This window comes from Fibrobacter sp. UWH5 (assembly GCF_900142505.1).
Taxonomy (GTDB): domain Bacteria; phylum Fibrobacterota; class Fibrobacteria; order Fibrobacterales; family Fibrobacteraceae; genus Fibrobacter.
Map to the genome: position 1 here is coordinate 1 of NZ_FRBB01000031.1, position 12,866 is coordinate 12,866.

Annotated in this window: 12 protein-coding genes; 8 read left to right on the forward strand and 4 right to left on the reverse strand. The window is 40.4% G+C overall.

All coding sequences use genetic code 11. From position 1 onward, the window contains the following. The 6 genes from BUB38_RS15130 to BUB38_RS15155 form a co-directional block, all read left to right on the forward strand. Positions 1 to 204 (forward strand): transposase (locus tag BUB38_RS15130; RefSeq protein ID WP_139258420.1); only part of this gene is annotated, 204 nt, incomplete at its 5' end. 176 nt (positions 205 to 380) lie between these two features. Next, a complete protein-coding gene (locus BUB38_RS15135) occupies positions 381 to 1,784 on the forward strand; it encodes a Wadjet anti-phage system protein JetA family protein (RefSeq protein ID WP_073161574.1) in 1,404 nt (467 codons plus the stop codon). Beyond that, positions 1,771 to 2,424 (forward strand): DUF4194 domain-containing protein, encoded by a 654-nt coding sequence (locus tag BUB38_RS15140; protein ID WP_073161575.1) that lies wholly within the window; start codon positions 1,771 to 1,773, stop codon positions 2,422 to 2,424. The genes BUB38_RS15135 and BUB38_RS15140 overlap by 14 nt, the downstream gene beginning before the upstream one ends. Before the next feature lie 2 nt (positions 2,425 to 2,426). Further along, entirely contained in the window at positions 2,427 to 5,666 is a 3,240-nt protein-coding gene (locus BUB38_RS15145; RefSeq protein WP_073161576.1) for an SbcC/MukB-like Walker B domain-containing protein, read from the forward strand. Then, positions 5,663 to 6,883: a Wadjet anti-phage system protein JetD domain-containing protein gene (locus tag BUB38_RS15150; RefSeq protein WP_073161577.1), complete on the forward strand. Its 1,221-nt coding sequence runs from the start codon at positions 5,663 to 5,665 to the stop codon at positions 6,881 to 6,883. Before BUB38_RS15145 ends, BUB38_RS15150 begins: the two co-directional genes overlap by 4 nt. 116 nt (positions 6,884 to 6,999) lie before the next feature. Then, positions 7,000 to 7,749: a DUF3800 domain-containing protein gene (locus BUB38_RS15155; protein ID WP_073161578.1), complete on the forward strand. Its 750-nt coding sequence runs from the start codon at positions 7,000 to 7,002 to the stop codon at positions 7,747 to 7,749. A 231-nt stretch (positions 7,750 to 7,980) separates the two neighbouring features. On the opposite strand, the gene BUB38_RS16925 is transcribed toward BUB38_RS15155, so the two are convergent. From BUB38_RS16925 to BUB38_RS15170, 3 genes are read right to left on the reverse strand one after another with little or no spacing between them, the layout of a single operon-like run. Next, on the reverse strand, positions 7,981 to 8,544 hold the full coding sequence (locus tag BUB38_RS16925) for a sugar O-acetyltransferase (protein ID WP_073161579.1): 564 nt from the start codon (positions 8,542 to 8,544) through the stop codon (positions 7,981 to 7,983). Further along, positions 8,544 to 9,080 (reverse strand): flavodoxin family protein, encoded by a 537-nt coding sequence (locus tag BUB38_RS15165; RefSeq protein ID WP_073161580.1) that lies wholly within the window; start codon positions 9,078 to 9,080, stop codon positions 8,544 to 8,546. The genes BUB38_RS16925 and BUB38_RS15165 overlap by 1 nt, the downstream gene beginning before the upstream one ends. A 31-nt stretch (positions 9,081 to 9,111) precedes the next feature. Beyond that, entirely contained in the window at positions 9,112 to 9,636 is a 525-nt protein-coding gene (locus BUB38_RS15170) for a cyclophilin-like fold protein (protein WP_083542265.1), read from the reverse strand. Between the two features lie 314 nt (positions 9,637 to 9,950). Between BUB38_RS15170 and BUB38_RS15175 the strand changes: the two genes are divergently transcribed. Both BUB38_RS15175 and BUB38_RS15180 read left to right on the forward strand, forming a co-directional pair. Further along, complete coding sequence (locus BUB38_RS15175; protein WP_073161583.1) at positions 9,951 to 10,982, forward strand: alpha/beta hydrolase; 1,032 nt, start codon at positions 9,951 to 9,953, stop codon at positions 10,980 to 10,982. Positions 10,983 to 11,084: 102 nt separating this feature from the next. Then, complete coding sequence (locus tag BUB38_RS15180) at positions 11,085 to 12,032, forward strand: aldo/keto reductase (RefSeq protein ID WP_254794977.1); 948 nt, start codon at positions 11,085 to 11,087, stop codon at positions 12,030 to 12,032. Between the two features lie 183 nt (positions 12,033 to 12,215). Here the strand turns inward: BUB38_RS15180 and BUB38_RS15185 are convergent, their stop codons facing one another. After that, positions 12,216 to 12,788, reverse strand: coding sequence for a hypothetical protein (locus BUB38_RS15185; RefSeq protein WP_073161581.1), 573 nt, complete (start codon positions 12,786 to 12,788; stop codon positions 12,216 to 12,218). Positions 12,789 to 12,866: the final 78 nt, after the last annotated feature.

Genomic DNA, 12,866 nt, shown 5'->3' on the forward strand with positions numbered 1-12,866 from the left:
CTCAACACAATCAGGCTAGGCGTGTCAAACGCAAGGATCGAGGCGACGAACAACAAGATAAAGCTACTGATACGGACTGCCTATGGCTTCAGGAATATGAACAACATGCTGTCGCTGATAATGTTGAGCTGTTCCTATGTAGATGTAAAGATTGCCTACGAATGGGAATCGGAATCGAGAGAATCATCTAGCAAGGCTGCCTAAATGCTTCCACACATGTTGATGATGCCTCGATTTTTATTTGATATTCTGGCTCGGTTTCTTCTCTTTAAATCCGAACAACATCTTCGGATGTTTTTCGTTATACATAAAAGTCATAAAAGCGAAGGAATATTCCGATTTGACACAAAGTGACAGCAGAAATGGATTATATTTAGGTTGTGCACAGTGTTTTTGACATAATTCCAGCAGACTTCTTCACAATTCTTGGTCGTCGCAACCCCAACAGGGCTGTATATTCAGAACTTTTACTGAAAATATATGGTCTTTTTGAAGATGAAATTTCGTATAGAATCGCGCGTGATATCGTCCGTGATATGATTGCTGCTTTCTTACTAGAAAACCATATTGAAATCAAGGAAGATGATTCTTCAGTGTCTCCTGTAGAATCTGATTGGAATGGTAACGCTAATTTTATTATTCGGCGTTTTGTGGATGCTGGTTGGCTAGAAGAAGAGACGGATGATTCTTCATTGGAAAAGACCATTGTGATGACGGATAACGGTCTTGCCTTGGCTCAATTTATTGAAAATCTAAAGAATCCTGTTCGCTCTGAATTTTCAGTCTCCATCTATACGATTTATAATACTTTGGAACATTGGGCTCAAGGCGAACAAAATCCTTATAAATTGATTTTGACCCCGGTGTATGATGAAGCTCGCAAACTGTCTTCGGCTCTGAAGAAACTCGCCACCTCCATCAAAAAGATTATTGAGGGAATGCTCCATGAAGGAACCCTGGTCAGTTTGACTGAAAATATTATCAAATATTGCGATGGGGACTTTATTAAGGAATATTCTCGTCTTGTTCAGCAACAAAATATCCATCTCTATCGTGAGAAAATATCCAGACGGTTAGAAGAATTTAAAGGTCTTGGTTATTTTGGATCTCTTACCCAAAGTGTCATGGATGAAGACGGTTGCACAAGAGCCTTTGCTGAAGAAAAAGTTTTAAGGATGCTTGATAGCACCAGACGTTTTCTCCATGACGATTACAACAAGATTATGAAACGCATTAAGGATCAGATTAATGCGTATATCAAGATTGCCGTTGCTCGTGAACGAATTCTTCGAAATAAAGGCCGGGATAACCGTGGAAATGTTGAAGAAACGGTTCGCTATTTGGTCCAGAATCTAGAAGACGACAAACTGAACAAGATAGATGATGAAATTCAGTATCTCTTCCATATTCATGATTATGAATTTATAGACAGATCATCGCTGCACTATCCGCATAAAAACCAAAGTGCTCAATCGAATATTGAGACTGACCTTGTCGAAATGAGTGTAGAAGAGCGTGAACGTCAAAAAATTCAATTGCAGAAGGAATCGCATAATCCGTATTCCAAGGAATTAATGGCGAAATTCCTAGAAAACCAATCAATTAATGGAAAGATTGACAGTTCTAATCTTCGATTGAATGAGAAAAAAGATGTTCTTGCGTCTATGGCAGCTGTGACTTACGCTCGCGATAATGGTTATTTGGTAGAAACCGACGAAGATTTTATTGAATCAGAAGAATTTAAGGTTCGACATTGGAGGGCAAAGAAAAATGTCAACAATTAATGAAATGTGGGATGACCTTACTTCCTCGGAACAATTATTGTTCAAAAAATGTTGCCGCCGTCTTTTGAAAGAAACCTTCATTGTCCGCGATATGGATGAAGATAACCGCAAGATGTTCTTCTTTGTTAAATCGAATGAAGGACTATTCTCGGATTATCTTAACTTGATTGGCTTTGATATTATTGTGAAGGATAATGGGGTTGTGATGCTCCAAAATGACAGCTCCGATGTTGTTGTTTCAAAGCAAAAATTCAATAAATTCCAGAGCATCATTCTTTGCTGTTTGTGGACCTTGTATATGGACAAGATTCAATCAGGATCACTTTCCAAGCAAATTACGACGACTTTCCCAGAACTGAATGCGGAATTGGAGAAGTTTGAGTTTAAGGGTGCTTTTGATATTAAGAGCAATCTTAAAACAGCGTTGCAACTTTTTGCAAGATATAATTTGATTTTTGTCAATTGGAATGCTGCGGATAATGAACGTGTGATTGTTCTTTATCCGTCGATTCAATTCGCTTTAGATGAATCTGAATTCGCCACATTTGTCGCTGGTGTTCGCGAAAAAATGTTGAATGCCGGTCCTCAAAACGAAGATGTTGTAGAAGATAACTTTGATGCAGAAGGGGAGGAGGAATAATCATGGAATTCCGTAAAACCGCAAAGAAACTTCTTCTATTAAACTGGTCTTGTTTTCAGAATGTTTGCATTGAATTAGGTAGTTCAACCCTATTTACGGGTGTTAATGGCACAGGAAAGACTACAATTCTTGATGCCATGTCTTATTTGTTGTTTGCAAATACTCAGTTTAATCGTGCTGCCGATGACAAAGAACGAACGGTAAATGCTTATATCCATGGCGACCGTAAGACAAATGGTTCTGATCGATATCTTAGAAAAGATGCCGTTGTCAGTTATATTGTCATGGAATTCAATTCTCCTACAGAAGGCGATTTTGTCGTTGGAGTGAATATTGAATCCCGGTCTGCACAGGATTCTGCGGAATCAAAATGGTTTATCTTCCAGAATGCTAAAATCGAGGATTTTAACTTTAGATCTGTTGAAAATGGAAGATTAAGCATTGCTAGCGGAAAGAATCTTATTAGAAAGGGGATTCCTGTAAAGGCTTCGGAGATGCTTGGCCGAGAAAAGGCCAAACCTGCAATTGCAAGAGCTTTAGGCCTTCGAATAAGTGATGGTGACTTTAAAAAGTACGTTGAAAAAATCTTAAAGATGATGGCTTTCAAGCCAGAAAAGAATGTTGAAAAGTTTGTGAAGGACTCTGTCCTTGTGCAGAATGATGTTAATTCCTTGCAGTCTTTAAGGGAACAGAAAAACCATTATACTGAAGCTCTTCAAATGCTGGAGAATAACAAAAAACGTAAGGAACTTCTAGAAAAAATTGAAGTTGCTACTACGGCTTACGAAAAACAGTTGAAATACATGAATATTCGTAAGATGATGTATAGCTATCAGTATCTTCAGAAAGATAAGCTGGATTTGGAAAAGCGCGAGCTTCTGTCGAAGACGTTTGTACTTGAACAGGGACAATTGGAGTCACAGAAGAAAACTGTTGAAACTGAATTAGAAACCGCTCGCGAAAATCTTACTAAAGTTAAGGATTCCAATAGAACGCTTAGTGATTCACTGGATGATAAAAATGAAGAGTTGAAGAAGTGCAAAGAAAAGATTAAGGAATGTGAAACCTCTATTGCGGCTCTAAAAAATCTTCAGGTTGCCATTACACAATTGCTTCCTCAAATTGAAAATGACATTTCGGTTTCTAAAGAATCTCAAGAAATACTTAAGAATCTAGCGGAAGATGGAATTGATGCTTCTGAAAAGCAGACTCAATTTATTGAATTAGGAAATCAAATTCAAACTGTTAGTGAAGAGTATACTGCAAATAAGGTTCGTTTAGAAGATAGAAGAGATGAGTGTAAGAAAACTCTTGCTGAGATTGAACGGAATATCAAGGATTTGCAGGCTAAGAAAGTTATTTTCCCAAAAGATGCTGAAAATGCAAAATGCTCTATCCAGGAAGAATTTAACAGCCACTCCATAAAGTCTGAAGTTCGCTTTTTTGCCGAATTAGTGGAGGAAATCAAGGATGAAAGCTGGCGCTTGGCTATTGAAACGTTCCTTGGCCGTAAACGTTATTTCTTGATTGTTGATGACGAATATTGCGATGTCGCTCTGAGAATCCTTAAAGAAAAAAAACTCACAAATGCAAATGTGGTTTTGTCTGATAAAATTCCGGATAGTGACATTGAAAAAGATTCTGCTGCAGAAATTCTTGAAATCAAGAATAAAGCGGCTCGAAAGTACGCCAATTATTTGCTGAATGGAATTCATCTTTGCCATACCATCGAAGAACTTCATGATTACCCAAAGGGTGGATTAATGAAAGACGGCATGCTGGCTAAGAGTTATGCAGCCACAATGATGAAAATTAGTGATGTTGTTCCCTGCTTGGGTAAAAATGTTGTTGAAATGCAGCTGAAAATGAAGGAGCGGGAAAAGGAACTAACATCAGCAAAGTTGCAGAATTTTATTGATCAAATCAATGAGTTAAGTGATTTGTTGCACTTATGTGACAATATAGAATGGGACCCTGAGGAGTATAATTTTGAATCTGTTGAAAAAATCAAGCAGTTGAATGTACGGCTTGGACAGATTGCAAGCGAAATCGAAATTCTTAAGAATAGCCCAGAAATGTTACGCGCTATGCAAGAAATTGAAATGGCAGAGAAAAGGGTCTCTGAGCTTAAAGAATCAAGTGATGAGTTGAGCGAAAAATTAGGTGGTAATAAAGCTTCTCAGATTAGCAATAATAAGAGTATTGTGAATTTGATTCAAAGTATTGAGAATCGAATGAATGATTACCAGGGGTTAGTAAAAGCAAATCTTGAACTTGAACAAGAAATGCTTGAAACGTATGCCCAGATGGCAAAACAACAAAATAGTGTTTTAGTCATTGCTGAGAAGACGGTGAAAAATGCAGTATCTGATTTGAATGATAAAGAAAAAACTCTTGAAAACATTCAACTTGAATACAATAAACTTGCTGGAAAGGATTTGAACGAACGTGGTGTTGCTTACATCTGGTTCTATCGTGAAGAATATCGCGATATTGCCAACGCAAAACTTGATGAAGCTCAAAATAAACTTGATGAAGCTCAGAAAAAACTTCAAAAAGCATTCCTTTATGATTTTATTGCAGAATTAAAGGAAAATATCGAAAAAGCTAGAGAGGAAATTGATATTATCAATAAGGAACTGAAGAAGATTCCTTTTGGTATTGATTTTTATCAATTCAAAATGGAAGAAAGACCAGACCGAAAAATTTTCTTTGATATTTGTAATAATCTTGAAAGCTATATCAATCAGGATTTTTTCAATCCGATGAAGGTTTCTCAGGATAAGTTTAACGCAGATGTGCAGAAATTCCTAGACGATATTCTACAACAAGGTTCTGATGAAATGGAATACTCTGACTATAGAAACTATTTTGTTTATGACATGAGCATTCGTCGTAAAAATGGTGAAGAAATGGACCTTTCTCAGAAGCAAGGCTCTGCAAGTGGTGGCGAAAAGCAAACTCCGTACTTCATTATTCTTGCCGCCAGCTTGATGCAGTTCTATCCCAAGGAAAAAAATTGTGCTCGTGTAGCGTTCATTGATGAAGCTTTCTCCGCCCTGTCAAAGGAACGTATTGAGCAGATGGTGAAATTCCTGGAGGAAAATCATTTCCAAGTATTCTATGCTGCACCTCCAGAAAAAATAGACAGTATCGGTAGCCATATTGATAATACGGTGGCTTTGTATTCTGATGGTAAATACACCTATGCAGAAGAAGGTATCAGGAAGTCTGCGGTATGAATTTAAACAAGCGACAAAAACTTGTTCTTGATAAGCTTTTAAAAAAGTATGAGAACAGTAAAAGCTATAAAGGTGAGAATTCTGTTCGTCAGTCTTTTGCTGTAGAACCATCTAAGATCTTTGAGAAATATGAAGATGATTTTGCTGATCTTGATGAAGTTAGGAACTTTGAGCAAGAGGTTGCGGGGCTTCAGCAGTCTGGCTTGATAGATATCGTTTATAAAGATAATCATATTGCCAAGATCATTGCTATTGACGAAGAAAATGTCTGGAATCAACTCAGAAATATTCTTGGTGTAAAGGAGAAAAAGATTCTTTTACAGGAATCCTTAGATTTTTACACATCATGCCTTGACAAACATGCTGTTATAAAAAACTTTTGCGATGTTCAAATTGAACGAATCTATCAAGGTAAGAAAGAATTATACCCACTTGAATCAGTAAAGATTATTGTAGCGTTCCTTGATTATATCTTAAATAACCAGCAAGAAATTCTTGAACGCGAGCTTTCCATAGAAGTTGCTCATGATTCGAAAGTGTGGGAAAAGTCTTATAGATCACAAGTATGCAAGATATTACGAGAGAGCGGATGCTTTGATGAACTAGCCTCTCAGGAATCGGAAATCAAAGAATTTGAAAAGAAAATCCTGGAAGAATTGAACGTCTATCCAAATCCTTCATATGTGCATTTTAAAGGTAATGCGAAGATTATCTTTGATAATGGGGATATTGTAAGCGTTTTACGAGATAGACCGCTTGCGTTGCCGTCTACGATTCTGAACTCAATAACAAAGATTGAAATTTTTGAAAAAAAGTTGATGACGGTTGAAAATTTAACGTCGTTCAATCGTGTCCAACATGATAATACTTTCTTCGTGTATTTGAGTGGCTACCATAATACTGCAAAACGAAAATTTATTCAGCTAATTAAAAATCAAAATGAAACATTGGAATTCTATCACTTTGGTGATATAGATCCCGATGGACTTTTGATATTAGAAAATCTTAAGTACAAAACAGGTATTGACTTTAAACCATTCTGTATGGGCGTTGAACAGCTCAAGAAATACGAAAGGTATTGTAAGCCGCTTGTAGAAAATGACAGAACGAAAGCAGATGGCTTGATTAAATCCGGAAAGTATGTTGAAACAGTTCAGTATATGTTGGATAACAATGTAAAGTTGGAACAAGAAATCATCAGTTGGAATGAAAAGTAACAATGGAAAATTGCTAAAAAATGCTACTTTATTTGTATTGGCGATTGTTCTAGCTGAAACTAGTAAAGCCTTGACCGTCTTGCTTGAAACAAATAAAATAGGTATATTTCTGCGATATGAAAGAAACTGAGAATGTGAAAGCCTATTATTATTTTGATGAGGCAGGGGATCCAAATATTCTGGGTCATCATGGGGTGAACCTTGTTGAAAGTGGAGTTGCAAGCAAGGTTTTTATGGTAGGTTACCTAGAAACAAAGAATCCTAAGGGACTAACCAAGTCTTTAAACGCTTTGCATAAAGAAATTTGTGAAGATGAACTTTTACGGGAAATTCCTTCTATGGAAAAAACAAAAGTCGCTTTTCATGCGGCAAAGGATTGCCCTGAAGTTCGCGATAGGGTTTTCCGTTTGCTTAAAAATCTGGATTTTACCTATTATTGTGTAGTCCTCCAAAAAAGGGAGGAATTCTTCAGAAAGCGTTTTGAATTCAAGAATACAGAAATTTACAAGTACGCGGTTAAAAATCTGCTTGAAAATCGTTTGCACCTATATTCTGAAATTGACTGTTATTTTTCTTCATTGGGAAATGTTGTTCGCAAGGACACTATGCAAAGCGCCATTGATTCTGCAATTGATGCTTTCAGCAGCAAATGGCATTACGAGAACAAAAATTCAATAAGGATTTTTATTCAGCAAGCGTCAGAAATACCTTTGCTGCAGGCATCCGACTATGTTCTTTGGACCATTCAGCGTGTTTATGAAAAAAAAGAATATCGATTCTATAATTACTTGAAAGATAAAATCAAGATTGTCCACGACATTCTTGATTTCAAGTATTATTCTTCTAAGAATCCCATGGTAAAATAAAAAATGGACCCTTGTATAAGGCTAGGTTTCTTTCGAAACGCATGGCATGAAGCCCGCTTTCACCTTATTAGGACCCAATAACTGTAATCTAACAAAATTTTAGTTAAAAGTCAACCCCGAAGAATTCATGATTCGGCTGAACAAGAATGAATTCGACGAACTGGTCGCAAAATGCGATCGGTATCGCCGCTGAGCTAGCCAGATTCTCCACGATGTTCTTGATTTCAAGTACTACACTTCCTTAATCACTTTCGCAGGAACGCCGCCTACCACCGTGCTGGGGGCGACGTCTTTGTTTACTACGGCTCCTGCCGCGACAATGGCTCCGTCGCCGATGGTGACGCCCGGGAGAATGGTGGCGTTGGAACCGATCCACACGTTTTTTCCGATGTGGATGGGCTTGGGGTACATATCTCCGCGGTGTTCGGGTTCGGGGGCGTGGTTCAATGTGGCGAGAACGACGTTGTGGCCGATGAGTGCGCCGTCGTCGATGGTGATGCCACCTTGATCCTGAAATTTGCAGCCTGCGTTAATGAATACCCGTTTGCCAATTTTGATATTTCTGCCGCAGTCCGTATTGAAGGGCGGGAACAGCCCGAAAGTTTCATCGACAGGCTCGCCGATCAGCTCCGAAAACAGCTTGCGTATTTCAGCGGGCTCGTGATAGCCTGTGTTGATTTCCGCAGTGATTTTCAATGCCCGCTGGGACATTTCGTGCATAAGCAAATGGGTTTCACTTCCGGCGATGATTCGCGCGCCGGAGACCATGGCCTTCTTGAATTCTTCCAGAGTCATTAGACCTTAGATCCCTTCTTGTAGGCTTCGGCGAGAGCGATCTTGTTGCTTGCGGTTTCCTTGGGCTCGGAGGCGCTGGCGAAAACAGTTCCCTTCAGCTTGACGTTGTCGAAACAGGCTATCCAGCCCTTGATTCCGTTTATGGCGTTCTTCGGGGTGGTCTTTTCATTTTCTGCGGCGGTAGCCAGCAAGTAGATTTCGCGGAACTTGTATTCGCTAATGTAAAGGGAATTAGCGCGGTCCAGCATGGTTTTCAGCTGACCGCACATTTCGTAGTAATAGATGGGCGTTGCGAAGGCGATGACTTCGGCGTTCTTCATCTTTTCGGTGATTTCGTTGGCGTCGTCCTTGATGACGCACTTGCCCTTCTTTTGGCAGGCGAGGCAACCGCGGCAAAATGCGATATTCTTGCCCTGCAGGGAAATGTATTCCACTTCATTGCCGGCGTCCTTTGCACCCTTGGCAAATTCCTTGGCTAGAATGTCGGAGTTGCTTCCCTTGCGGAGGCTGGAAGAAATAACGAGAACTTTTTTCATTTGCGTGTCTCCATGAAAAATGCTGAGTGAATTAAAATGCCTGGATTGTGATTTTCTTGGCGCCAGCTTTTAGGGCGTCCTTTAAACCGTCAGGATTTTCGAATGCTCCGATGTCGCTGTAGCTGTAGCCTGGATTGCTAAATGTCTCGTAGAAAAAGACGAGGCAGTCGGAACCATAAACCTTGATGTCGCCTTTCTTGATAGTATCGGGAACGTAGCTTGTTGTCTTGAAACTAGAATCCAAATAGACATAGTATTCGTTGCCGTGAAGTTCCGTCATGGAAAGTGTCAGGGGAAGTTTTTCCTTGAAACTTTGCGCGGTGGCGTTGTCTGCTAGGGTGGCAATGAATTCTTGAGAGCCGATGGTGATTTTGATTTTATTCATTTCAATTTTTGCCGTCGAAGAACTGCTGGCTTGAACGGATTGTGCGTTGGACGAACTGGTTTTAGCAGCGATTTCATTTGAACCTTGTTCCGCGTTTGACGCGGAATCGGCGCAGGCATACAAAGGCAGAAGCAATAGGCCTGCAAAAATAAAATTCAACAAATTTTTCATGTCACAAATATAGCGTTGTTTTGTTGAAATAGCAAATACTTTGATTTTATATACTGTTATGCCTAAAAAGCATAGCAAAGCATAAAAATTAAGTATTTGCTTATTGTGAATTTCAGTTCTAAATTGTACCTTGTAAAAACTTCTTCATAGGATTGAAAATGAATTTCAAGAAATCTTCCTTGGGTAAAATTGTTACCGCTGCTGCAGTAATCTCTGTGGCAACCGCTTTCACCGCCTGCTGCGACAAGAGCGACGCAACTCAGACTGCAAAGGCTGCAAACGCAACTAACAACTACTCCGCAAACGAGACCGTTATGGCACAGAACGAAAGATTGGAACTGACTCAAGAATGGGACAAGGTTTTCCCAAAGAGCGAAAAGGTGGATCACAAGAAGGTGACCTTCACCAATAACTTCGGCATCACCTTAGCTGCCGATATGTACATCCCGAAGGATGCAAGCCTTGCTGTAAATGGTAAGTTCCCGGCCATCGCTGTTTCTGGCCCCTTCGGCGCCGTGAAGGAACAGTCCAGCGGTCTCTACGCACAGACCATGGCAGAAAAGGGCTACTTGACCATTGCATTTGACCCCAGCTTTACTGGCGAAAGCAGCGGCATGCCCCGCCGCGTGGCTTCTCCGGACATTAACACCGAAGACTTCATGGCCGCTGTAGATTTTCTCGGTGCTCAGGAAAATGTGGATGCTGAACGCATCGGTATTATCGGTATTTGCGGTTGGGGTGGCATCGCCCTGAACGCTGCTGCCGCTGACACCCGCATCAAGGCAACTGTGGCAAGCACCATGTACGACATGACCCGCGTGGGCGGCAACGGTTACTTCGATTCCGGCGACAATGAAGAAGCCCGTTATGAAGGCCGCAAGGCTCTCGCAGCCCAGCGCGTAAAGGATCGTGCTGCTGGCTCCTACCTGCGTGCCGGTGGCGTTGTGGACCCGCTTCCGGATGACGCTCCCTACTTCGTGAAGGATTACTACGCTTATTACAAGACTCCTCGCGGTTACCACAAGCGTTCTGGCAATTCCAACGACGGTTGGAACGCAACAGGTACCCAGGCTTATGCCAACGCCCGCTTCCTCCGTTATACCAACGAAATCCGTTCCGCTGTTCTCGTGATGCACGGCGACAAGGCTCATTCTTTCTACTTCGGCAAGGATGCCTACAAGTACATGGTAGAAGGCAATCCTGCCGCGGGCATCAAGGCGAACCCGAATCCTTCCAACAAGGAACTTTTGGTGATTCCTGGCGCATCTCACGTGGATCTTTACGACAACATGGAAAAGATTCCTTTCGCAAAGCTTGACGAATTCTTCAAGACTAACTTGAAGTAATTAGCGGGATGCTGCGAAAATGTATTCTGAAAGAAGGTGGTTCGCTACCTTCTTTTTTTATAAAAAATGATTTGACATTGAGTTAACTCTAGGTGTTAAATTATGAATATGAAAAAAATTATTTCAAGTTTTCTTGTGGCGTCGGTGACGTTTTTGCTGGGTTGCTCCAGCGAAAGTGTTGCTGCAAAAACTGCGGAAAATGAAACTCAGGTCAGCGGAGGTGAATCTGTGACCGTTGCAAATACAATCAAGTTGAATAGTGGCTACTCAATGCCGGTTCTTGGTCTTGGAACCTGGACCATGAGCAATTCTTTTGCATCGGATGCTGTTTATGAAGCAATCAAGATGGGCTATCGTCTTTTTGATACGGCGGAATATTACGGCAACGAGAAGGGCGTAGGTGAAGGTGTGCGCCGTGCCATTAAGGATGGCCTTGTAAAGCGCGAAGATGTTTTCGTGACTACCAAGGTGATGCCTGGCTATTACCGTAATCCAGAAAAGGCTATTGACGAATCCAATGAAACATTGGGTTTGGGGTACATTGACTTGATGCTTGTTCATCAGTCAGGGCCAAATGACGATGGCGTTTACAAGGCTTTGGAAAAAGGCGTTGCCGCTGGGAAGATTCGCTCCATCGGAATTTCCAATTACTATACGGCGGAAGAATTTGAGCGTGTGACCGCAGGTGCAAAAATCAAGCCCGCTGTTGTGCAGAACGAAAATCATCCGCTGTACCAGAATACGGATTTCCAGAAATATGTGGCTAAGTACGGCACCGTTGTGGAGTCGTACTACCCGTTGGGCGGCCGCGGAAATACCCAGAAAATTCTTGGCAATTCTACCTTGAAAGAAATTGCAAAGGCTCACGGAAAGACCGCGGCTCAGGTGGATTTACGTTGGCATATTCAGGCTGGCTACATCACCATTCCGGGAATCGATTCCTTGAAATATCTGGAAGAGAATTTCAACCTTTTCGACTTTGAATTGACTACTGAAGAAATGAAAAAGATTGGCGGAATGGATACGGGTCGCCGATTTGAAAACTGGTGATCTTGTTATTTATTCCAGTTCCTGCTTGAGCATTTCCAGGAAGAGTGCTGCCGGCTTACTGAAGGCGGCGTTCTTTTTATAGACGGCTACTAGGCCCACCTCTCGGGCGGGGCGTGAAAAAATTTCACTTTGCAAACTATAGGCGACATTTTAATTGCTGTTAAATTTATCAAAAGGTCAATTTCAATGAACTTCTTTTCCTATTTCGGTAACAATTCTAAGCAAAACTTTTTTCTCATTAGAAGAAAATTTTGTCATCTTGCTAATGTGTTCTTTCCATAATTCAAAAGAATCGTTTGGCGAATCACTGTTGTTTAACACTTCTATGATGTCACTTTTCCATTTGTAAATATTTGCGATTATTTTTGGAACCTTGACTCCAAAAATTGTTTCTTGTCCTCCTGCAGAAAACGTATCTCTAAAAGAAGGATTGATGATACCCTTTGCTTTTAGAAGCCATTTACATGCATTGTTGTAATCTCCCAAAATAACCTTAGGGGATTTAATAAGCATTTCAGCTTTATAATGATCTTTTTCTTTTTTGGACAATTCACTCCAAAATTGAATTTTGGAATTAATTAGACTTTCGGCAAATATTTGTTCTTCAATATCCTGTGAACTTACTTCTTGAACATCCGGACTATACCACCAAAGAGAATCATCTTCGTTTTCATTTGTGGATTTTTTTGGCTCTTCATCAACATGTGTGGGTGGCTTCGCCACCCTTTTTTGTTGACATTCGCCTAAATTAAACAAAAAATGGGCTATTTTCTAAAATTTAATCGCCAAAAAAAACAGAAGAAAAAAGCCCATGTCAAAATTATACAAATCCAT